The sequence below is a fragment of the Bifidobacterium sp. genome, from assembly GCF_022647885.1.
Classification (GTDB): domain Bacteria; phylum Actinomycetota; class Actinomycetes; order Actinomycetales; family Bifidobacteriaceae; genus Bombiscardovia.
The window spans coordinates 184,411-208,426 of record NZ_JALCLM010000001.1 but is presented as its reverse complement, the minus strand read 5'-3'; the positions used below and the strand labels follow the sequence as shown (position 1 = coordinate 208,426).

General features: G+C 49.2%; 16 protein-coding genes. 9 read left to right on the top strand and 7 right to left on the bottom strand.

Going from position 1 to position 24,016, the window contains the following annotated elements; genetic code table 11:
• The first annotated feature begins 206 nt into the window (after positions 1–206).
• Together LKI20_RS00885 and LKI20_RS00880 are read left to right on the top strand one after the other, a co-directional pair.
• Positions 207–2,435: an alpha-galactosidase gene (locus LKI20_RS00885; RefSeq protein ID WP_291768575.1), complete on the top strand. Its 2,229-nt coding sequence runs from the start codon at positions 207–209 to the stop codon at positions 2,433–2,435.
• A gap of 196 nt (positions 2,436–2,631) precedes the next feature.
• Positions 2,632–3,498, top strand: a complete 867-nt coding sequence (locus tag LKI20_RS00880; protein ID WP_291768572.1) for a hypothetical protein — start codon at positions 2,632–2,634, stop codon at positions 3,496–3,498.
• A gap of 95 nt (positions 3,499–3,593) precedes the next feature.
• Here LKI20_RS00880 and LKI20_RS00875 read toward each other — a convergent pair whose 3' ends face one another.
• Positions 3,594–4,880 carry an ROK family protein gene (locus tag LKI20_RS00875; protein ID WP_291768567.1) on the bottom strand — a complete coding sequence of 429 codons (1,287 nt, stop codon included), beginning with the start codon at positions 4,878–4,880 and terminating at the stop codon, positions 3,594–3,596.
• 291 nt (positions 4,881–5,171) lie between these two features.
• On the opposite strand from LKI20_RS00875, the gene LKI20_RS00870 reads away from it, so the two are divergent.
• The 6 genes from LKI20_RS00870 to LKI20_RS00845 all read left to right on the top strand — a co-directional run bounded on the left by LKI20_RS00870 (position 5,172) and on the right by LKI20_RS00845 (position 16,094).
• Positions 5,172–6,428, top strand: a complete 1,257-nt coding sequence (locus LKI20_RS00870) for an ABC transporter substrate-binding protein (RefSeq protein WP_434734927.1) — start codon at positions 5,172–5,174, stop codon at positions 6,426–6,428.
• Between the two features lie 25 nt (positions 6,429–6,453).
• On the top strand, positions 6,454–7,380 hold the full coding sequence (locus LKI20_RS00865; RefSeq protein WP_291768562.1) for a carbohydrate ABC transporter permease: 927 nt from the start codon (positions 6,454–6,456) through the stop codon (positions 7,378–7,380).
• 1 nt (position 7,381) lies between these two features.
• The gene (locus LKI20_RS00860) at positions 7,382–8,260 is read left to right on the top strand and encodes a carbohydrate ABC transporter permease (RefSeq protein WP_291768560.1); all 879 of its coding nucleotides are present in this window, start codon (positions 7,382–7,384) and stop codon (positions 8,258–8,260) included.
• An 834-nt stretch (positions 8,261–9,094) separates the two neighbouring features.
• Positions 9,095–10,954 carry a glycoside hydrolase family 13 protein gene (locus tag LKI20_RS00855; protein WP_291768558.1) on the top strand — a complete coding sequence of 620 codons (1,860 nt, stop codon included), beginning with the start codon at positions 9,095–9,097 and terminating at the stop codon, positions 10,952–10,954.
• A gap of 674 nt (positions 10,955–11,628) precedes the next feature.
• Entirely contained in the window at positions 11,629–14,058 is a 2,430-nt protein-coding gene (otsB, locus tag LKI20_RS00850; protein ID WP_291768554.1) for a trehalose-phosphatase, read from the top strand.
• A 179-nt stretch (positions 14,059–14,237) separates the two neighbouring features.
• Entirely contained in the window at positions 14,238–16,094 is a 1,857-nt protein-coding gene (locus LKI20_RS00845; RefSeq protein ID WP_291768551.1) for an alpha-glucosidase, read from the top strand.
• A 63-nt stretch (positions 16,095–16,157) separates the two neighbouring features.
• Here LKI20_RS00845 and LKI20_RS00840 read toward each other — a convergent pair whose 3' ends face one another.
• The 5 genes from LKI20_RS00840 to LKI20_RS00820 form a co-directional block, all read right to left on the bottom strand.
• Complete coding sequence (locus LKI20_RS00840) at positions 16,158–17,159, bottom strand: siderophore-interacting protein (RefSeq protein WP_291768548.1); 1,002 nt, start codon at positions 17,157–17,159, stop codon at positions 16,158–16,160.
• 66 nt (positions 17,160–17,225) lie between these two features.
• A complete protein-coding gene (locus tag LKI20_RS00835) occupies positions 17,226–18,107 on the bottom strand; it encodes an ABC transporter ATP-binding protein (RefSeq protein WP_291768544.1) in 882 nt (293 codons plus the stop codon).
• Positions 18,104–19,159 (bottom strand): FecCD family ABC transporter permease, encoded by a 1,056-nt coding sequence (locus tag LKI20_RS00830; protein ID WP_291768541.1) that lies wholly within the window; start codon positions 19,157–19,159, stop codon positions 18,104–18,106. Before LKI20_RS00830 ends, LKI20_RS00835 begins: the two co-directional genes overlap by 4 nt.
• Before the next feature lie 26 nt (positions 19,160–19,185).
• Positions 19,186–20,217, bottom strand: coding sequence for a FecCD family ABC transporter permease (locus LKI20_RS00825; RefSeq protein ID WP_291768538.1), 1,032 nt, complete (start codon positions 20,215–20,217; stop codon positions 19,186–19,188).
• 79 nt (positions 20,218–20,296) lie between these two features.
• Entirely contained in the window at positions 20,297–21,373 is a 1,077-nt protein-coding gene (locus LKI20_RS00820) for an iron-siderophore ABC transporter substrate-binding protein (protein WP_291768536.1), read from the bottom strand.
• Between the two features lie 304 nt (positions 21,374–21,677).
• Here LKI20_RS00820 and ilvA point away from each other — a divergent pair, with 304 nt between their 5' ends.
• The gene (gene ilvA / locus LKI20_RS00815) at positions 21,678–22,943 is read left to right on the top strand and encodes a threonine ammonia-lyase (RefSeq protein ID WP_291773278.1); all 1,266 of its coding nucleotides are present in this window, start codon (positions 21,678–21,680) and stop codon (positions 22,941–22,943) included.
• Positions 22,944–23,023: 80 nt separating this feature from the next.
• Here the strand turns inward: ilvA and LKI20_RS00810 are convergent, their stop codons facing one another.
• A complete protein-coding gene (locus tag LKI20_RS00810) occupies positions 23,024–23,791 on the bottom strand; it encodes an SIR2 family NAD-dependent protein deacylase (RefSeq protein WP_291768533.1) in 768 nt (255 codons plus the stop codon).
• Positions 23,792–24,016: the final 225 nt, after the last annotated feature.

Below are 24,016 nucleotides of genomic sequence, written 5' to 3'. Positions count from 1 at the left end.
TAATGTATAGCGCTGAACATACTGTGAAATCAGACTTCAGCACCAATTGAGCAGTCGTCAGCAACAGGTGTTTTCTTTCCACTTGTCGTTGACACGCAGAAATAGGACAAGCAAACGCACTGTTTCTACGATATTGGTTAGCGCCGAGGAATGATTTTCGTAGCTAGAACATCCTATTTCAAAGGTGAAGGGACCGAAGGAACAATATGAGTAATACACACACATCCGAACAGACCGTATGGTCCCATGTTGAGGGCAAATCTGCTCTGGGACCTCATATCAAGGTTTATTACGGGCAGAGGTCTAAAGCTGATGTGGGTTTCGCGTTCGTTATAGCGGACGATCAGATGCCACGCATTGTTTACTGGGGGAAAGCCCTCAAACATCCAGAGCAATTGCTTGATACCTATGATGCACTCCGTCCACAACGAGTGTCAGGTTCATTGAACGATACTAATTGGCCTAGCGTTCTGCCGACTCAAGCAGAAGCATGGTCAGGAGTATCTCGCTTCGTGGTCAGGCGTAATGGCATTGAACTATTCTGCAGCTTCTCCGTCATAGATGTCGATACTGATTGCGATGGGCAAGTTGTTGTGGTGAAGGCCAGCGATGAAGAGCAGCATGTCGGCCTCGAATGGCGATGTGAATTGACGCCTTCCGGTTTGCTTAGACAACAAGCGACCGTCACCAATATGCCAGGTGCCTCGGGTACTTTGGCAGTCGACAAGGTCGAATTGGCGTTCCCTGTGCCCGAAGTAGCGAGCGAAATCCTCACCACGACCGGACATCACCTGCGAGAGCGCTCTCCACAGCGTCAGCCTTTCAACCTTGGCCGTCTTGAAAAAGCCAGCACCGTTGGACGTCCTGATTTTGATGCGTCCCTGCTCCTTTCTGCTGGAGTGCCAGGATTTGGCTTTACTCAAGGCGAGGTGTATTCAGTTCATGTTGCGTGGAGTGGCAATTCGCTGTTGTCTGCCGAAAGACTTGCATATACACAGGGCATCATTGGTGGCGCTGAAACACTCGTCGGCGGCGAGATTGAGCTGGATGAGTCACAGACATATACCACTCCGTGGATTTACGGCTCCTACGGTATCGGCCTCAATCAGGTTGCTACTCGTTTCCATGAGTATCTCAGAGCATTACACCCACAATTCGCAAAGAAACCACGCCCAGTTATTCTCAATACTTGGGAGGCTGTGTACTTCGATCATTCCTTCGATACGCTCAAAGCGCTCGCGGACAAAGCTCAGGACTCAGGAGTTGAGCGTTTTGTGGTTGATGATGGATGGTTTATGCATCGTCGTGATGACACCGCAGGTTTGGGAGATTGGCAGATTGATCCAGCTGTTTGGCCAGAAGGTTCCCAGAGTCTAGATGCTCTCGCAGAGTATGTTCACAAGCTTGGCATGGAGTTTGGCTTGTGGTTTGAGCCGGAAATGGTGAATCCTGATTCAGATGTCGCTCGCGCACATCCGGACTGGATTATCAAACCGACAGCAAACAGATTACCTATGACAGGGCGTAGCCAGCAGGTGCTGGATCTCAGCAATCCTGATGCTTATGAGTATGTGTTCTCTGCAATGGATGGACTAGTAGCTCAGCTGGGTATCGACTACATCAAGTGGGACCATAATCGTTTGGTTACTGAAGCTGTTTCTCCTCGCAGCGGGCGTCCTTGTGTACATCAGCAGACAGAAGCGGTGTATCAGATATTTCGTGATCTCAAGCAACACCATGTTGGTTTGGAAATCGAATCTTGCAGCTCAGGCGGTGGCCGCGTAGATTTGGGCATTCTTGAAGTTGCAGATCGTATTTGGGCATCTGACTGTGTCGATCCAGTGGAGCGTGCGGATATTCAGCGATATACCTCATTGCTGGTGCCTCCAGAGATGATCGGTGAGCATGTTGGTGCATCACCTGCGCATTCGACGCATCGTGCAACAAGTCAAGAAATGCGTATGGCAACTGCGTTCTTTGGTCATATGGGTATTGAGTGGAATTTGCTTAAAGAACCGCAGTCGGCAATTGATACTCTTGCAGGTTGGGTCGAAGCGTTCAAAGAGCGCAGAGGAATCTTTGCTACCGGACAGGCTGTGCACGGGGATTCAAGCGATCCTGGGGTTCGGCTTGACGGTGTGGTCAGTGAAGATAAATCTCACGGGGTCTATCGCTTTACTCAGCTCACCACTTCAAAAATATATCCCAGCGCTCCTGTGAGACTTCCTGGACTGGATCCTGATGCTCTCTATCGGGTAAAGCCTCTGTCTGTGAGCAGAGACATTAGCGAAATCGGTAATGCGCAGTCTGATTCAGGATGGTGGAATGAGCAAGGAGTAGTACTCCCAGGAGCGCTGTTGATGTCTTCAGGATTGCGCGCACCTTCCCTGCATCCGGCGCAAGCAGTGCTGTTTGAAGCTGAATTAGCTCAGTAAATACGTAAATATGCTTGGTAATGCCGTTTCTGTAGGGATTATTAAGTAGTAATGCAAGGTGAGCGTTGGAATTCCAACGCTCACCTTTGTTGTTACCTGCGAGATTGCAAAAAATCCCTACACAAAACGACGCACTCTGTCTCATTCGACCACATAGGTGAAACAGTCATCATTATCTGAGGATATTACCTATGTTATGAGCATGAACTTCGATGAAACTGATGTGAATGGCGGAATTCTTGGTAGCTCTTTGAGCGTGGCTGCGGATGAGATGAAGCGATGCATTGATGCCAGTAAGAGGTGTAAGCAGTCGCTGGTGTTTTGCGCATTAAGTGCTCTAAAGTTGTTAGGGATCCCCATTCCTTACGGACATCGACTTAGTGATGATCTTTTGTATGTGTGTGTACCACGACAGGATATGCGTTCGACTGTAAGAGGTATGCAGTTCCGCGTGTGGTCTTTGCCAGTGCAAGCCCAACTCCTCGAAAATAGCATTAGCGTGGTCGATCCGATTACCGCATGCATGCAGATGCTTGCTTTCTGCTCGAGAGAAGAAGCAGTAATGATGTTTGACAGTCTTGTGTGCAGAGACCCCATCCGTCGCCTGGCTAGTTTGAATGAGCTCGAAGGGTATCTTGCTGATTCAGCTTCATTTCGTGGAAGAAAAAATGGAATGTGGGCTATTGAGCGTTGCCGCGAAGGAACGGATTCTCCGATGGAGACGCGCTTGCGTCTCAAGATAGTGCGCAGCGGATTACCTTGTCCTGAGGTGAATTATCGCCTGGTTCACCCGAAGACTAAGGAAATGTGGTTTTTTGATCTCTCATACCCTGAGCATCGTGTTGCACTCGAATACCAAGGGGAACAATTTCATACGACTCGAGATGCTTTGCACAGAGATAGTCGAAAGATTGCAGCAGTTCAGGGTTTGGGGTGGGCAATTATTCCTATTACTTGGGAATCACTGCTTTCTGAGCGTCAATGGAAGCTATTAGTGGAAGATATTGTCGAAATATTGGGTCATCGAACGAACCCGATTCGTTTGTGTAGGGATTTTTCTTGAAACCCAATGTATCGGTGTTGAAAAATGGCGATTTTTCAACACCGATACTCGAGGTATGGCGAAGAATCCCTACACAAACGGTCTAAGGGAGTATTTCAGCCTCGGATATAACGTTCAATCGCGCTAGAAGCAGCAGATCGTCCCCAATTAATCCAATTATCATCGAGTATTTCTATAGGCACCGGCTCAGCCTGACTGTGTCGGTAGCTTTCTACACCTTTGCGCAAGAGCTCCATACTCATTTCGGCAAGAAAAGAGGATTCTCCGCCTATCAGCACTTTTTGTGGCATCGCAGCGTTGGTGATCGTGGCAATCAAAACACCCAATCTGAAACATGTACGGTTTAATAACTGAGTAGCTTGTCTCAGTCCTCTGCGCGCATCGCTGACAAAGTCTTCAAAGGAGCAAGTCTTGCCGATTAGCTCTGAATATTGCTCAGCGATTGAGTCATTTACCAAACAATCTGCACACCCAATATGTCCTTGATAGCATCTTGGTCCTTCAGGGTCAACGATGATGTGCGTGGCTGTTCCATAGCTGGTTTCTGAATTGTTTAGTGGCGCACCATCTTGGGCTATGGAGTATCCAATACCGGCACCTATCGTGATGAGTGCGAAGCGCGAAACTCCAACCCCGGCTCCGAACCAACATTCGTGCCTTACTGCGGATTCCAAATCATTGAACAAGATGGTTGGTATGGTGCATTTGGTGGTGAGTAATTGTGCAAGTGGCGCATTGCCGTTCCAGTGCAGGAATGGTGCTGCAGTAACTATCTGGTTATCGACCACATGCCCGCCCAGACTAACGCCAACTAAGACCGGTTCAGGCAGGCCAGCTTTCTTAGTATCTGCTACGCAGGCTTCAATCGGTTTAACTAGTAGTGTGCTCAACTCTTCAGCAGATACATAAGAAAAATCGATGGTGTGTGGTTCTCCGATTGGCTCACAACGAGCATTAACAGCCACTGCTAAAGCACTGTTACCTCGAACGTTTATTCCTATAAACGTTCGTTCGTTTGCATTGATCTGCAAAGCGGTGAGAGGACGTCCCCTTCGCTCAGCATTGTCGTTGTGTTGCTGCGAGAAGCCAAAGGGAAGTCGGCCTGACTGTCGAGTGTCAGAAGAGTCGGATGATTCTTCGATGACATTGAGATGGAGAAGGTCTCCGGTAATGCGGGACAACGCGCCTTGTGAAAGGTCAAGAATCTGAGCCAGAGTAGTGCGCGCTATTGGCCCATATTGGACGATATCGGCGGCAACTTGATGAGTGTATGGAGAGCCGCTAAACCATTGTGGCACCGGCGTGCTTTGAGTGTCAGCTTGCTGAGATTCTGTGTTGTCAGCGATAATTTTATGTGAGTCGGGACTGGACGCTCCTGCCATAACGTGTTTCTCCCTTTCGTAGATTTTGGTCTGCCTCACCGTCTATCACAGGACTTGGAGACAGGAAGGAAGCATTTTCTTTCTTAGTTTATAAAATTAGCTCGATTTTGTTGCTTACTGCAACTGACTCGCCAGAGATAGGAATGATAATTGGGGATAGTTAAGATGCACAATGAAAGTAAGCTCAGTACGCGACGACGCGTCGAGCCACGACAATAAGGAGTCGAAATGAAGTCTGATTCCATTTTTCGTCCTAAGGGGAGCGGCATGCTTTCCGGTTGGTCGGGACGAATGAAAACAGTTTTGGGCCGTACATGCGCAGCTCTATTAGCTGCTGCTATAGGTCTGTCGATCAGTGGTTGCGGTTCATCCACCGCACAGGTCGTAACTTTGGACTTCTTCCAGTTCAAGTCGGAAGCTGCTGATCAGTTCAAAGCGATGGCTAAGGAATTCGAGGCTGAGAACCCGAATATCCGAATCAATATTAATAACTCAGCTAGTGCGCAGACTGATTTGCGTACTCGTCTGGTCAAGAACCGCGTGCCAGATGTCATCACATTTAACGGCGATATCAGCTTTGGCATGTTTGCTGCCTCGGGCGTATTCCATGATTTTACGGACGATCCGATCGTTAAAACTTTGAATCCTGGCATGGTAACTATCGCCAAGAATCTTGTTCAAACTACTGACGCCTCCAAAAAGAAGCTCTATGGTTTGCCATTCGCAGGTAATGCTAGCGGTTACATCTATAACAAGGCGCTGTGGAGACAAGCAGGTGTAGATCCGGATAACCCACCAACAACATGGACTGGCTTTATCCAGATGCTCCAGAAGTTCAAGGCTGCTGGTATTACACCAGTACAGGCCACAGTTGCTGATTCCTGGACCTTGCAGGCTCCTCTAGCTTCGCTGAACGGTACCTTAGTGCCTGAAAGCAAGTACACAGATTTGAAGACTGGTGCTACCACCTTTGACAAGATCTGGACTGATGCAGGAAACAAGATTGTTGAGTTAATGAAGTACTCACAAGCGGATCAGGGTGTTACCTACCAGCAGGGAACGCAGGACTTTGCAAATGGTAAGGCCGCAATTATTCCGCTGGGAACTTATGCTATTCCTCAGATCAAACTGGTGAACGCCAAAGCAGATCTTGGTTTTGCACAGATGCCAGCCACTGATAATGCTGATGAGCAAGTTCTTACCGCAGGTGATGATGTGATGCTGACTATGGGTGCCAATACCAAGCATCCGAAGGAAGCCATGAAGTTCATTAAGTTCCTGATGAGTAAGCCACAGCTTGAGGCTTATGCCAAGGCTCAGTCGGCATTTACACCTCTGAAAGACACCACGGTCGGTGACGATGCCCTCAAGGGTGTACTCCCGTTCTTCAAGCAGAATAAGCTCGCTGATTTCTGCGATCATTACATTCCGTCATCCATCAACATCGGAGGCTATCTCCAGACGATGGTGACAACGGGCAATGTGGATAACTTCACCTCCTCGATGCAGACCGAGTGGGACAAGATCCAAGCCAGGACCTTCGAGTAGGCCGAGGAAGGATAGAGAGATCATCATGTCACACGTACAAACCGCGCAGGGCGCTGCTGTAAAGCGTCCAAAGAAGCGCAGTGCTTTCTCCAATCGCAAGGTTGATCGAGCCTACTACTGGATGGTTGTTCCAGCAGCAGTTATTTTCGGTCTATTCTTGTATGTTCCCTTCATTCAGGGCGTCGCTTATTCCTTTACCAATTCGCAAGGTTTTGGCGACTACAAGTGGATTGGTTTCAAGAACTATGTTGCTCTGTTCTCAGATGACCGTGTAGGCCATGCGTACCTGTTCACCTTCCTGATTGCTATTGCGATTACGATTCTGATTAACGTTATTGCTATGTTCTTGGCAGTGGCTTTGAACAGTAATCTGTGGTTCAAGAATGGGTTCCGCGCTATCTACTTCATCCCGTACACCCTTGGTGTGCTGGTCATTGGTTATGTATTCAAGTACATCTTCATGACGCCTTTACCGGCGCTAGGGCGAGCTTTAAACATCAGTTGGCTTTCGGAATCGCTGTTGACTAGTGAGCATTATGCTTGGGTGCCGATTGTCTTCCTTGCTGTTTGGCAGGGCATCGCTTACTCGACATTGATTTACCTTGCTGGTTTGCAGACTATTGATGGCGAGATTTATGAAGCAGCTTCCATCGATGGTGTGAATGGCTGGCAGCGCTTTAGCAAGATTACCTTCCCTCTGATTGGACCATTCTTCACCATCAATTTGGTGCTGACCATGAAGAACGCTTTGGGTACTTTCGATCAGGTCGTTGCTTTGACAAATGGTGGTCCTGATTCAAAGACTGAAACGGTGACTTACTTGATTTACACAGGTGGTCTAACCGGCGGCGAATACGCCTACCAGACTGCAAACGCTGTGCTGTTCTTTATTGTTCTGGCAATTATCGCGTTTGTTCAGTTGAAGTTCTTTGGGAACAAGGAGAAGATCTGAAATGAGTGCCGCAACAACCTTAACGAATGGCGCAGAGCCTGCTGGGTCGGAAAAGATAAAGAAGAGTCGTTCTCACCGCATTAATTGGTGGTTGACCGCAGTCATTGCAGTGCTCTCTCTGACGATTCTTATTCCGCTGTATTTCACCATCATTACCGCTCTGAAAACACCTGCTGATGCAGGTACATTCGGTCTGCCGGGAACGTGGGAATGGCATAATTTTGCTGATGCTTGGAATAAAGTTAACTATCCAAAGGCAGCACTGAACTCGGCGTTAATTACCGTGGCTGCAGTGGTGTTGACATTGCTGACCAACACCTTTGTGGCGTATGCAGTGGCAAGGAATATGGATAAGCGATTCTTCCGCTTTATGTATTACTTCTTCATTGCTGCAATGTTTGTGCCTTTCCCTGTGATCATGCTTCCTATCGCTAAGCAATTCGGTAGCTGGCATTTGGATAATCAGATTGGCTTGGTGCTGCTGTATATGGTGCTTGGTCTTGGAACCAACTTGTTTATCGCAACCGGTTTCATCCGTTCGATTCCTGTCTCTTTGGAAGAAGCGGCGAGAATCGATGGTGCTGGGACTTGGCGCATCTTCTGGAAGATTATCTTCCCGCTGATGGGACCTATCAACGCTACTATCGCAATTCTGACAGCACTGTGGGCTTGGAACGACTTCCTGTTGCCATTGATTATTTTGACTGATCAGTCGAATCAGACAATTCCTCTGGCACAATATGTGTTCAGCTCTCAGTTCGCCACTAACTATCCGATGGCTTTCGCTAGCTATCTGATGGCTATGGCACCAATCCTCATCGTCTACGTCTTCGCCCAGAAGTGGGTCATCTCCGGCGTAATGAGGGGCGCCGTTAAGTAACGAACAGCCCTGTGGGCTGAGCCGTTAAGCGGACAGCCCTGTGGGCTGTCCGTAGGCGAAGTGAGCAGCCGCAAAGGCTGAGCCCGTTAAGTGTGAAGCGCGGTGCGCTTCACATAGGCGAAGTGAGCGCCCGCAAAGGGCGCGAGGGCTATCGCTGTGGCGATAGTAAGAATCGCGTAGCGATTGCCATACGTCGTGATACGTTACGCAATGGTTCATGACATCAGGCGAAGTGAAGTACCCGCTAAGCCTGAGTTGTTAACCGTACAGCGCGCTGTGCTTCGCATAAGCGATATGAGCACCCACCAATCTGATCCCATAAACATACAGCTCACTTAATCACGAGTGTATTTGCCATAATCGGGCCCCTCCTACATAGGAGGGGCCCGATTATTGTTGAACTCGCTATGCTGCGTAAGTAATGAGGCGAGAGTGTGCATAGTGCTGCATAACCCGTCGAAAATCATCTTCCACATGCAGCATTATGCACACTCTTAAGGCCACAGTGAGTGTGCGATTTACTTGCTCCAACTGCCAGACGCGCCGAGGCATCCCAAGTTATTCGGTTGTTGCCATACTGTAGGAGGAAAAGCAAAGATCTTGATGGTGACAGCAGGACAGCGAAGTCAGCTAGGTGTTGTGCGGCCTGTGAGCAAGCGCTTGCACTACATGGCAATACAAACAAGTATTCCCGTGTTCTCAGAGCATTGACAGCGCACAATCCTGAGTGGAGTTAGTAATCCAAACCCCGCGCTCACAAGTCTGAAAGTCTCGCAGTGCTGTGTGCACATCGAGGAGCTTTGCAACAGAGGTATAGCTAAGAAAGGATTTGTAATGACCAATTCCCAACGAATCACACTCGCAGATTCAATTCGGACGAATGGGGAAACACCAAACCCCTGGTGGACAAATGCTGTGGTCTATCAGATCTATCCAAGAAGCTTCCAAGATTCTAATGGTGATGGTTTCGGTGATCTCAAGGGCATCACTTCTCGTTTGGATTATCTGGCTGATCTCGGCGTTGACGTGATTTGGTTGAGCCCTGTATACAAGTCTCCTCAAGATGATAACGGCTACGATATTTCGGATTACCAAGATATTGACCCGCTCTTCGGCACCCTTGAGGATATGGACGAGTTGCTGGCTCAAGCTCATGCAAGAGGCATTAAAGTCGTGATGGACTTGGTGGTCAACCATACTTCTGATGAGCATGCATGGTTCCAAGCATCACGCGACCCTCAGGATGAGCATGCTGATTGGTACTGGTGGCGTCCAGCGCGTCCTGGTTTTGAACCAGGCACTCCAGGCGCTGAACCAAATCGCTGGGGTTCATGCTTTGGTGGTTCCGCATGGGAATACGATCCCAAGCGTGGAGAATACTTTATGCACAACTTTTCCAAGAAACAGCCTGAGCTGAACTGGGAGAGCAAGAGCCTACGTCAGGCTGTGTATTCGATGATGAACTGGTGGATGGATCGTGGCATCGATGGTTTCCGTATGGATGTCATCGTAATGATTTCTAAGGTTATGGACGAGAACGGAAAATTGCCAGGCGAGGCTGGAAGTTTGCTTGAAGATACTCCGGTCGGCCCAGAAGGTTATTCGAATCCTGGCCCGTTCTGCACGGATGGTCCAAGGCTAGAAGAATTCCTCAAGGAAATGCGTGCGAATGTATTCGAAGGTCGCGAGGGTGTTATTACTGTTGGCGAAGCACCAGGGTTGTCACCTGAGCGCACAGGAGTGATATCTGATCCTGCAAACCATGAGCTTGATATGTTGTTCCTCTTCGATCATCTCAGCATTGATCAGGAAGGTAGCAAGTGGAATGTGCTGCCATTTGAGGTGCCGAAGTTGCAAGACATCATGTCTCGTGAACAGGAAGCTGTGCGCCAAGCGGGTTGGGCAAGTCTCTACTTCGACAATCATGATCAGCCTCGTATTGTGTCTCGGTGGGGAGATACCTCCACTGAAGAGTTACGCGACTTGTCAGCCAAGGCGCTTGGTTTATTGCTTCATCTGCATCGTGGCACTCCCTATATCTATCAGGGTGAAGAACTCGGAATGACGAACGCCGGTTTTACCAGACTCGATCAATATCGTGATCTCGAATCAATCAATCTATATCATCAGCGCGTAGAAGAGGCACAAGTTCAAGATTCAGCCTCAATGCTGCATGGTATGGCTGTGATGAGCCGAGATAATGCGCGTACTCCGATGCAATGGGATTCAACCACATATGCAGGTTTCACAGCATCGTACGCACCGAAGGAGCCGTGGATCTCTGTAAATCCAAACCATGCGACCATCAATGCAGCTGCGGAAAGCAGAGACGAAGACTCTGTTCTAGCGTTTTACCGCAAACTCATTGAATTGCGCCATAAGAATCCTGTGGTTGCTGCTGGTTCGTGGCATCTGTTGGATGAAGGCGATGCACAGGTGTATGCCTTCACCAGAGAGCTCGAATCCACAGGGGAGCGTCTTCTCGTAGTGGTCAATCTTTCTTCCCGTAGTGCTCAGATTCCTGAGCAGACTGCGCAGCTGCTCGGTATCGATCAGGCGGGAATGATGACTACATCGCTTGGTGCTGTCGACCCAAGTAAGGTGCTGATTAGCAACTATGCACAAGAGAAAACTGCAGCTTCACTACTTACCGGGAAGCTCTCTGCGTGGGAGGCACTGGTTTACGCTCTCTGAAGGGGTGAAGCGGATACGTCCTGCTGATTTCACAGTTTCTTGGATTTGTTGAACTGTTGTTTCTCGGTAGAGCGGTGATTATCTTAACTCACATAGCGCACATGGGCACGCGTGGCAGTCAATACAGACCGCTCCGCGTGCCTTGTTATACGGATTTCACGATTGTGTAGGGATTTGTGAATAAACAGGCTTCGTCAAGTTGGCGTTTTCCTTGCAATTCCGCCATTCTGCTATTCCTCCTACTCTTGGATGTAGCCATAATCCCTACACAAACGGAGAACGATGCTCCAACAGGCAAGATTTCACTGTATTTTCGTCATGAATCCAATATATTGAAGGTCTTTTGTTGCGAGTTAACGGATTTGCCTGTGAATATCGTAGAGAACCTTCACTTGTGCCAAGAAAAAGGTGTATCAAAATCTGTGAGACGAGTGTGGCGGTCACCAGTGTACGCAGCTATGAGGAGCTCGTGATAGTGCGCGAACCGCGTAATCTCTTAAGCTTGAGAAAGCTAAAAAATCCTAATAGCGAGTAAGGCTCCACGTATATTCCACAGAGTTTATAGCTCATAGGCTTGTAGTGTGCCTGTGAATCTTGTGTGCTATAGCTTAACAACAGATGGAGAGTGCCCAAGAACATGCAGGGCTGTGCCCTGTTCGCGGAAACGAGGAAATGTGGGACGACTGATAATCGTATCGAACAGACTGCCGATGTCTCTTGATATCAGTGATGACGGGTCGTATTCCCTCCGGCAAAATGTTGGTGGTTTAGCAACGGCAATTGGCCCATATCACAAAGCACATAAAGACAGCATTTGGGTTGGTTGGAGCGGTATCAATCCTGATGATCATACTGATGAAGAAATTGATCGTATTCGACAAGAGTATGAGGACCGTCGATGTGTGCCGATATTCCTCAGTAAACACGAGGTTGATGGGTATTACGCAGGATTTTCAAATGACACTATGTGGCCATTACTCCATGATTTTGCTCATGAAGCCAATTTTGATCCTGACACTTGGCAAACATACCAAGAAGTTAATGAACACTTCTTGGAGACATTAATACCGTTACTGCGTAAAGGTGACAAGGTGTGGATTCAGGACTACCACCTGATGTTGCTGCCACAGATGTTACGCAAGCGCTTCCCTGATGCCTCTATCGGATGGTTCTTGCACGTGCCTTTCCCGAGCCCAGAAATATTCCGTTCACTACCGTGGAGCAGAGAAATACTTGAGGGCATGCTCGGAGCTGACCTAGTTGGTTTCCATACTGTCGACTACGCGAAGAATTTTGAGGGTTCAGTGGAGTTGTTGCTGGATAAGCACAGTGACAAAGAAGGTCGTTTCGCCATGCCTGACGGGCATGATGCCGCTGTTGATGCCTTCCCAATTGGCATTGATTACAACTTGTATCGTAGGACTTCGCGTTCGAATCTTGCACGCATGATGCGAAGAGGTATTGAAGAAGCAGCAGGTAAGCGACCACATAGTCGTTTCTTGAGCTCGCTAACTGCAGAGAGTAATGCAGCTGCTGAAGCTTCCACTAAGGAAGGCAGCTGGTGGAGCCACTATGCGCATGAGGAGCTCCCCGAGTTAACTCTCGCTAAATCCGCTGCGGCTGGTTCTCCTAAACCCAATAAGGTCATTGTTTCAGTTGACCGTTTGGATTACACCAAAGGAATCCCTGAACGTTTACGTGCCTATCAACGGATGCTAGAGAAATACCCGGAGTGGGCAGGGCATGTGACCTATTATCTGCTAGCTACACCATCAAGAGAGAACGTCGATACTTATAAACGCTTGAAAGAGCAGGTCGATCAACTCGTTGGACAAATTAATGGCAAATACTCGCTGCTCTCATGGTCGCCTATTCACTACATCACGCGATCGTTACCGATTAAACCTGTATGTGGCATCTACGCAGCCGGAGATGTTGCGCTAGTAACGCCACTGCGTGACGGTATGAATTTAGTCGCCAAGGAATATTTAGCATGCCATGACGGGCGTGACGGTTCTCTGGTGTTATCGGATATGTGTGGTGCAGCTGCGGAGCTGTCCGAGGCTTTCATCGCGAACCCTTATGACACAGAAGCTGTGTGCGAAGCTCTGCATGATGCACTAGAAACCAGCGCTGAAGAGTCAACCAGGCGCAATATTGCCATGCAAGCTCGTTTGAAAGCGCGTACCGCTGCTACATGGTGTGCGGGATTCATTTCTGCACTTGAACAAGTCGCAGATGTCAGTTCTGCGGACAAGCGTCTGCGCATGAGTCAACGCAACGATCTGATGGATCAGTGGCGTAAAGCGAAGCGTCGACTGGTGATGTTTGATTATGACGGTACCCTGACTCCCTTAGCCCGCACACCAGATCGGGCGAAACCCACAAGAGCTCTAAAAGAATTGATGCGCAGCATTGCTTCTCAACCTGGAGTCGATATGATTATCGTTTCTGGACGTGGCCACGAGACCATGAACGACTGGTTCTCTGATTTGCCGGTTGGGCTGATTGCTGAGCATGGCGTTTGGTTCTGGAAATATCCCGATGTGGGTGCAAGCCCTGAAGGTATCGATCCAGAAGAGACTTGGAGTAAGGGTTGGGTCCGCGCTCTCAATCTTCCAGATGCACAAGAGTGGAAGAAAACCATTCAGCCAATATTGGAGCAGGCTGTTGCCACGGTGCCAAATTCACTAATTGAGCAGAAAGATGATGCTATAGCTTGGCATTATCGACTCAGCGATCAACGCGTGGCAGAAAACGAGAAAGTTAAGCTTCTCGAAGCCTTGCGTATGGTGACAGGCAAACTTGGCTTGATGGTTATGGAAAATGCCATGGTTGTTGAAGTTTGCCCAGTTTCTACGAGCAAAGGGCAAGCTGTAAGACCTTTGGTGAATAGCGGCGCTTACGACTTTATGATGGCTGTTGGAGATGACAGCACTGATGAAACTATGTTTGCAGTGATGCCGGAAGATACTTGGACTATAAAAATTGGTCAAGGACTCACCAAAGCGCATACCCGCTTACAAAATCCTGCCGCGCTTCATCGTCTAATCGGTTATTTAAATGCCGAATCTGCGGTGGCTAGCGTAGAAAATAGTCACTGATTCTCGACACAGAGCGTTGCTCTGCATGTTTGCGAATTGAATGTTGTAGGCTTACCTTCTCGCAGGTTGTTGTATGTGCTCAGACGCAAGGCCTCTACGAAGATGGGCTTGCTGTTTGCGCTGCTGCTACCTGCAACGAAGGTGTACTGATTGTTGTTGGTTATGCGAGATGGACGGTCATGACAAGTGAGCAGCGTGAATTCCTACCGGATTCAATTCGTACCAATGGGGCCACTAACAATCCGTGGTGGGCGAATGCCGTGGTGTACCAGATATACCCACGCAGTTTCCAAGATACTAACGGCGACGGTATAGGTGATCTCAGAGGGATTATCAGCAGGCTCGATTATCTGGCAGACTTGGGTGTCGATGTGCTCTGGCTGAGTCCTGTGTATAAGTCACCACAAGACGACAACGGTTACGATATCTCTGATTATCAAGATATAGACCCGATGTTTGGCACTTTGTATGACATGGACGATCTTATTGATGCTGTGCACGAGCGTGGCATGCGAATCATTATTGATTTAGTCGTGAATCATACTTCTGACGAACATAGTTGGTTCGAAGCATCTCGTAGAGGCACTGCACCCTATGCCGATTGGTACTGGTGGCGGCCCGCCAAGGAAGGTCATACGCCTGGCGTTCCAGGGTCTGAACCAAATAATTGGGGATCAGACTTCGGCGGCTCTGCTTGGGAGTATTCTCCCGAGCGCAACGAATACTATCTTCACTCATTTTCTGAGAAACAGCCAGATCTCAATTGGGAAAATCCTGCTGTGCGACAAGCTGTGTATGACATGATGAATTGGTGGCTTGACCGTGGTATTGACGGTTTCCGTATGGATGTCATTACGCTGATCTCCAAACCTATTGGCGTTGATGGGGAATTGCCAGATGGAGTGCCTGGTGAGGATGGATATGCCAATGCACAAATTGTGATGGCTGATGGCCCACGGTTGGATGAGTTTCTTAAGGAGATGCGTCAGGAAGTTTTCGCGGGCAGAGAGGGCTTCCTCACTGTTGGTGAAGCACCTGGAATTACTCCTGATCGTAATCGTGCGATAACCGATCCATCGAACCATGAGCTCGATATGTTGTTCCTCTTCCATCATGTTGAATTTGATGCGAGGGGCAGCAAGTGGAATCCTCTTCCACTAGATATTGTGCCGCTCAAACGCATTATGGCCAGCGAACAGGAAGCGGTGAAAGATTCTGGCTGGGCAAGTTTGTTTTTCAATAACCACGACCAACCGCGTGTGGTATCGCGCTGGGGAGATACCACTACCGAGCAGCTGCACTCGCTCTCTGCAAAGGCTCTGGCGTTGGTGTTGCATATGCATCGCGGAACGCCATATATCTATCAGGGTGAAGAGCTTGGTATGACTAATGCTGGTTTCACAGCACTTGATCAATATCGCGACATTGAGTCTTTGGACTTATACAGGCTTCGCGTGCTGGCAATGAAACTTTCTACACACGATCAGATGCTTGAGGCGCTTGGTAGGCGAAGCCGAGATAATGCGCGTACTCCGATGCAGTGGGATTCCACTATATATGCTGGTTTCACTGATGAAGATGCGACCACAGCACCGTGGCTTCCGGTTAATTCGAATAAAGAAGACATCAATGCGCTCGATGAGCTGCGTGATCCCAACTCAGTTTTGGCATTCTATAAAGATCTAATTCATCTCCGTCACATCAACCCTGTGATCTCTGCAGGTAGCTGGACCTTACTTGATGGAGACGATAAGCGTGTATATGCTTTTGTACGCTCGCTAGAAGGATTTGATCTTTCAGATACCACTGAGCTATCGCATGTGGTTGTAGTGGCGAACCTTACTGGCCGCACTGCCTTCATTCCGCCGCAAACTGCAGCAGCACTGGGCCTTGATCCTATAGCGTTCCCAGTAGAGTCAGGTATGTCGATCGACGAGGAGAATTTGCTCATCAGCAATTATCCCAAGGGACAAACCATATCTGCACTCTTCACTGGGAAACTAGCACCTTGGGAAGCTTTTGCATATCAACTGTGAGCGCTGTGGTTTGCAGCGGACACGTCATGAATATATCCATGAATGTATCCAGAAGGTAAGCGGTCACATCTCTGCTTTCCCAGCCCGCCAATACCCCATAAAGGCGACCCTCTTGCGGTTTACTCCGTAGTCTCGAACCAAGATTTTTCGAAGAGTTCGCATAGTTGCTGCTTCTCCTGCCATCCAGGCATAGAAGCCGTCATGTTGAGGCTGTTCAGGGACTTCCCAGAGCAGCTCTTTGTCAACATTGATGTCTGTGAAAGCATGAGTGTTTGAGGCAAGGTTGTTTTCACCATCATTACTAAACATTGTGCTGTGTGCGGCGGCGTAGTCTTCAACTCGCCTGATTAGTGAATCTCCGTGGACGATAGGCGAGGCGCTCTCAGGGGAGGAGCGGCTGACCCAATCAATTGCAAAATCTTGAGGTTTCACTAACGGTATGTTGATGTCGTCTTGCTCAGGAACTTCCAACAATGCTAGGCCAGAGCCACTCCAACCCGAGTTTGCCAATCCTTCGAGGATTCCTCCAATTGCTGGGACTGCCGTCTCATCCCCTACCAGCAGCAAGGTGCTAGCTCGACCTGGATGAAAATCGATACCGATAGCAGAATTATCGGATCGTCGATCTGGCCCAACGATAACCACTTCATCCCCAACGACTGCCTGCTGAGCAAAGAGTCCTGCAGGCCCGGAGTTATCGTGGAGCACGAAATCAATGCTGAGACGACGTTGCACAGGGTCCGCCTGGCGTATCGTGTAGGTGCGAATCGGATTGCGATCTTGTACTGCCAACGCTCGCCATTGTTCCCACCACAAGCCCTTCGCAAGAGATTCCTCGTCGAATAGCTGCGGGTCAGACCACTTGCTACCTGGAAGCGGCAGCAAGATTTTGATGCGTTGATCGTAGCCGTCTGTACCGATGTATTGCAGATCGTCGCCTTGGAATACTATCCGTTGAAAACTTGATGAGAGGCGTTCAGTGCGTGCTACCCGAACTTTATACGGGCGAAATGCAGGAGGTTGTTTTGGAGCCTCAGCATTCTGAGAATTCTGGGAATTCATCATCAAACCTTTCGTGCTATATATATCGGTGTTGTGGTGATCTGGGTATGGAAGTGTTGCGTTAGAGTCCTAATCCTGAGTGCGTCGTCCCTTGAGAGAGTGACTCTGGTCAGCAATCATCATCGGGGTGCCGCTGACAGGGTCTTCGAGTACTGCAGCGTGTATACCAAAAACCTCTTGAATCAGCGATTGTGTGAGTATCGCAGACGGAGCTCCTAGCGCTGCACGTTGACCATCACGCATAGCGAGCAGCCAGTCTGCATATCGCGCGGCGAGGTTAACATCATGCAACACCATGACAATGGTGGTTCCTTCGCTGGTGTTCAAGTCACACAGCAAATCGAGTACTTCGAGTTGATATGCAACGTCAAGGTAGGTCGTGGGTTCATCAAGCAATAGAATCCCTGTTTGCTGAGCCAAAGTCAGTGCAATCCATGCTCGTTGACGCTGTCCTCCTGAAAGTTCATCAACCGCTCGGTCGGCAAAATCAGCCATGCCAGTAGCATGCAAAGCATGATCCACAGCACGTTGATCGTCTTGGGACCACGACGTGCCGAAGCGATGATATGGATACCGTCCCCGTGACACTAAATCGCTCACAGTGATTCCCTCGGGCGCTATCGATGACTGTGGCAACAAGCCCACTTTCGTAGCTACCTTTTTAGTGGGCATTGACGCAATATCACTGCCGTTGAGCAGCACTGTGCCCTTCTGAGTTTTCAATAAACGAGCTAAAGCGCGCAAGAATGTTGATTTGCCACACCCATTCGGGCCGATAATTGCTCCGATAGAACCTGGTTTGATATCTAAATCAATATCATTGACGACAAGATGAGCGCCATAAGCAAGCGAAACGTGCTTAGCGTGCATATGGTCGCTATTGCGTGGTGCTAGGCGCTCGCTAGCTGCGGCCAAGGCATTGTCACTAGTGTGATGTGGTGTATCGCTCATTCTAGGTTCCCCTTCTTTGCCGAAATGGTCATCAGCAATACCAAAACCGGTCCACCAACCACGCTGGTAATGACCCCAACAGGCATCTGTTCCGCAGCTACATGCTGAGCCAAAATATCGGATCCCAACACTAAGCAAGCTCCAACCAGCGCCGATTCCATGAGTGCCGAATTGGCGTATCCACTGATACGTCTAGCAATCGGGCCGGAGAGGAATGAGACGAACGCGATTGGCCCTACTGCAGCGGTAGCGACCGACAGCATAGCCACAGCGACAATGACGATAGCAATTTGCGAGAGCCCCACACGTACCCCGAGTCCGGCTGCGAGATCATCACCGAGGCGAAGGATATTCAGTCTCCTTGAGAGAGGCATCAGTGCGACTCCACCAAGCAGCAGGGCACAGCCTGACAGCAGCACGTCGCTCCATTGCGTTCCCGATAGGCTACCAGTGAGCCAGCGGGATGCCGACTGTATATCCCATTGATCGGCATGTACTAACATCCAAGAGCTCACCGCATCAAGCATGGCTCCAAATGCAATGCCTATGAGGATGAGACGCCCCAGTGAAAGTCGGCCTTGCCACGTCAATCCAGAAACCACTGCTGCTGTAATAAGGCCTCCCGCTATCGCTAAGGCACTGAGTTCAATACCAGAAAGACCCAGCACCACTATGCCGAACACCGCTGCAGTATTCGCTCCGGAGGTGATGCCAATGATGTCGGGACTGGCGAGAGGATTACGAAGAAGATGTTGAAAACAAGAACCCGCTAATCCGAAGGTTGCGCCACAAATGAGAGCGGTAAGTGAGCGAGGGATGCGCAGCTCTCCAAGTGCAAAGGAGACACCTGGGAGTTGTTCGCCAGATATAACCCGTAATAGTTGATCGAAGCTGTACATCACGGTTCCATAAGTGATATCGAGATACAGCAGAGCAAGTCCCAAAGCGCCGAGGATGCAGCACACCACTACTGTTCGTCGCCTCCGATGCATGCGCACTTGTACAGAAGGCGTCAGGTAGGTTATAGCCCTTGTCCCAATCGGATGTGCCACCACTTAAGGTCCCCTCCTAAACTTTCCTAGATCTGTTGTAACTTGCGCCGACGAACCAGCAATATAAAACAGGGCGCACCGATAAGAGCGGTGATAATGCCGACTTCAACGTCAGTAGGACGAGTGAGCACACGTCCGATGGTGTCTGAAGCCACCAACAGAACAGGACCAAACGCCATGGAAAGTCCAAATATCTTTCTGTAGTCAGAGCCGACTAACAATCTGGCGGCGTGCGGAATTACCAAGCCTACAAAACCAATAGGTCCCGCTAAGGCTGTGGCGCTCGCTGACAGTATTACTGCCGAGACCCAAGCAGCAGCGCGCACCACGCGGACTTTACTTCCCAGTCCTAAAGCCATATCGTCGCCCATTGCCAGTGCATTCAATCCTGGAAGGCAGAATATTGCAATTACAACGCCGACGAGCACAATAGGGACTATCGGTAGCATCAGTGAGAAACGTGCACCGGATAAGCCACCAACCTGCCAAAAACGGTAAGAGGAAATGACATCAATGCGTGGCAATAATATCGCTGAAGTTGCAGATGACAGCATGGCGGCAACAACAGCGCCAGCTAGTGTCATCTTTAAAGGGGTAGCCCCCGTAGCTCCGAGTGACCCAAGAAACCATACGCATACGGCAGCAATACAAGAGCCAAGCATACCGACCCAAACGTATTGAATTGGAGCACTTAATCCGACCGTTGCCATAGAAAGAACTATCGCAAACGCAGCTCCTCCGTTAAGACCAAGTATTGACGGGTCTGCCAGTGGATTCCGCGTCATTCCTTGGAGCAGTGTGCCTGCTGCAGCAAGAGCAATACCGACAAGAACACCTAGCAGCATGCGAGGGATACGTAGACGAACTGCTTGTGCAGAGACTCCGTTTACGTTTGAATCGCTGAGAATGTGCAACACTTCGGACAAGGGCACAGAGCGTGAGCCAATGGCGATTGAGGCGACAGCCAAGAAAGCCAATGTTATCAATGCAATCAGCAGATACATCACATAGCGGCCCGTACTAGATTTCGCTTCTCCATGCTGATAGTGCGCATTCATATCGCTTGGCTTTCCTTCCTTTCTTCATTGCAGTGGTGATGGTATTGCCACACTCCAATTGCTTAACGCTTGGCTAACCTCAACTGACTTTTGCGGCGGCTGTTGCGAGTTCGCTGGCGTAATCGTCCACTGTTGATGGAATTGACAGTGCAGAAGGTGCGATTGCGCTGCCGAGCGCAGAGTTCAAGTCAATAACTACTACAGAACCGCGCTTAACCGCAGGAATTTGCGAGATCAGCGGGTCTTTTTGCAGCGTGCTGAGTGTGGTGCTGTCTCCGTAGGTCACAATGATATCCACGTCGTTGAATTGGTCGACGTTTTCAGCAGCGATATCTTTATAGAAGGAATCGGTAGAATTCGATATCTTCTTGACTGAAGAGGGAGTTTGTAGTCCCAAATCTTCGAGGAAAGCTGGCCTAGTATCGGCAGTGGTATACACACTGATGGTCGAGAGTTTGGTGGTATCGAAATACATTACTGAAGCGTTTTTGCCTTTGAGATCTGGGTGAGCTGCCGCTGCCTTACTGATTGCTTCCTCATCGTCGGCGATCACTTGTTTTGCTTCACTTTCTTTCCCGAGTGCTTTTCCGCTCAATTCAAGGACTTCTCTCCATTGCGCTGCCCACGCTTTCCCTGGGTATGCGATGGTCGGAGCTATTTTGCTCATCGTCTGGTACTGAGCCTTGGAGATGCCTGATTGAATACCAATAATGACGTCAGGGCTAGTGGAAGCAATGGCCTCTGTATCTATATCGTCGCTTTCGTCATGCAGTTTCGGCGCCTTATCGCCTGTGGCTCCTAGTTTCTTGAGCGCGCTTTCGGTCCAAGGCAAAATGCCACTGTCTCCTGCTGCTCCATCAGTAATTTTGGGCATATCAACTGGAACAACTCCTAGAGCGATGACGGCATCCTGATTCGTCCAACCAATAGTTGATACGCGTGAGGGCTGTTGCTCAATCGTTGTGGTGCCATACGCGTGCTTAATACTGACGGGAAAATTGCCTGAAGTCTTAGACGTTGCGTCAGAGGATGTGGCTGATTGCCCAGTACCTGAGCACGCAGTTAAAGCGATAACGCTTAGTCCAGCCAAAACCGTCACGGTCAGACGTCGGACCATATTTGAGCTGTGCCTGTGGTGTGTGTTCGTGTTCATCATATTTCCCTTACCCGAATATTCTCTTAGCCATAACTCATGTGCACTTCGTTGTAAATGCCGTTCTCAGTAGCTGATTGCTTATTGCAACACTGGCAGGAAGCGCAATCAATCTAGCAATCTAGCAGAGCGCGAGTGCTTTGAATAGGTCTTGACTTTTCTTAGCGCAAGGGCTAAGGAACTGCCTCGTTGCAAGCCTTCTGCTGGAGCTAAGGGCACTGGTTATTGCCAGTAATTACGTCCACTTAGTGAACATGCCGGACTCTATTGGCTAAGCTCGTCATGCGTGGGCGTGATAATGAGTGGCATGCAAAGCGACGAAGTCCAAAAGTTTCTCTCATGCGATCATCGTGCCGAACTGCTTGCTGCAGTGCAGCGACTTAAAGGCACGGTGCGTCATACGCGAATCGAAGAATCTGAAATTCTGAGCACACGAAATGGTCATCGCACTCTGCTGAAGCCTGAGAATCTTCAAATTACAGGCTCTTTCAAACTGCGCGGAGCATACAACAAGATTGCATCCTTATCTCAAGAAGCTCTCGATAAAGGTATTGTTACCGCATCTGCTGGAAACCATGCTCAAGGTGTTGCTTTCGCTGCCCGTGAGCGAGGAGCTCAGGCGACAATTGTGATGCCACAAATTACTCCTCCTCTTAAAGTTGATTCCACTCGGGCATATGGAGCTGAGGTAGTACTGCACGGTAATGTCTTCGACGAAAGCTTTGCCTATGCTCAGCAGCTTTCACAAGAACGGCATATGACTTTTGTTCATCCATTCGACGATTATCAAGTGCTTTGTGGGCAAGGCACAATTGCTATGGAGATACTCGAAGATGTGCCTGATGTCACTGACATCGTTGTGCCGATGGGCGGCGGCGGCCTAGCGGCTGGTGTAGCGCTGGCGGTGAAAACTTTCCGTCCTGATGTCCGTGTGATTGGCGCAACACCTGTTGGATCGCCTGCGTGGAGAGAATCGTTTACAGCTGGCCATGTTGTTGAGGCGGATCAGGTCAATACTGCAGCTGAAGGCGTTGCCGTAAAACGCCCGGGAGATCTCACTTTCGCTCTACTGCAGCAATACTTGGACGATTTGGTGCAGGTTACTGAGCGCGATATTTCTGAGATGATTTTGTTGATGCTTGAGAAGCATAAGTTGGTTGTTGAGGCAGCGGGCGCTGTTCCTTTGGCTGCTCTGGCACAGTTGGATTTGCAATCTCAAGTATTCCAGTCTGAACCAGGACCTCATGTGGTGGTCCCGATTGTTTCAGGCGGCAACATCGATACAGTTACTATTGGTGCGGTTATTCAGCGAGGGATGATTTCACGCGGGAGAATCATGCAATTCGGTGTTGAACTGCCTGATATTCCTGGTCAGCTTGCGAAAATAGCTACATTGCTAGCAGGTTTGAGAGCGAATGTTATTGAGTTGAATCATGATCAGTTCAAGGCTTCTGGGCATTATCGCAATGGGGTTCTGCTTGAGGTTACGGTCGAGACGAATGGCCCTGACCATATTGCTCAGGTACTAGATACCTTGCGATCAGAAGGTTTCCGAGTCGAGCAGACCTACTGATACCTGAAATCTACTGATGCATTAGGGGGGGGGGACTACCCACACCGAAAAACCAAGACGGTTGGTGTGGGTGGTCTCCTTTAGTTGTTATTAGACTCAGATTCACTAATAGTGTCGGATACTAAACGAGGTAAGGCATCTTGTATTGGTTCACGAATGAGCCTTGTTGCCAATGAATCGTATTGAGTGCTTCCCATATTCATAATGGTGATTGGCACACCAGCTTGAGCAGCGACTGGCACTAATGATGCAGCGGGGAATACTTCTAAGGTGCTGCCTATAACCCAAAACTCATCTGCGGATGTGGCCAAACGCATGCTTTTTTCCATGGCACCCTCGGGAAGTGCTTCTCCGAAATACACCACATCGGTTTTGAGTATGCCGCCACATGTCATATTTGAACGGTAGGGGAGCTGACGATGACAGTGTGGGTCAGGCTCTTCATCTAAATGATTCATAATCTCTGCTGTGTCGTACTGTGCATGGCACTTCAGACAGTGTGAGGTACCGATAGAACCGTGGAGGTTCACGATGAGGTCTGGCGAATTACCTGCTTTTTCGTGAAGTGCATCGAAATTCTGTGTTGCCAGCAGAGTCAACAAGCCCGCCTGTTCCAAACGCAGCAGGGCTTTGTGCGCAACTCCAGGTTGTGCATTCCATACGGGTGACTCTTTTTGCCACCGCCAGGAGTATTCGCGTTCTTCCTTATTAGTCATAAAAGCATCGATGTCATAAACGCTCATCTGTTCAGGGTGCTTAGTCCAGACGCCTTGAGGTCCACGGAAGTCGGGTATTCCTGCGGAGGTTGAAATTCCTGCTCCGGTAAGTATTGCTATGTTCTTGCTCATATGGCTGTATTACCACCTCGTTTGTGAACGCCATAATGCCTTTATGTCGTATATCAACGTCACAACGGTATAGAGGTGGTCGTATCTCGAGCTCGACACGCCGTGCTGAGAAATTAAGCAATCCAATATTCCCGAGAACAAGGCGATAATCTGGTGTTGTTGAGATTTGTTGCTTCAAATCAACACGCCGATGGAAGCTTGGAATACCAAGGCTCCCAGGCTTCA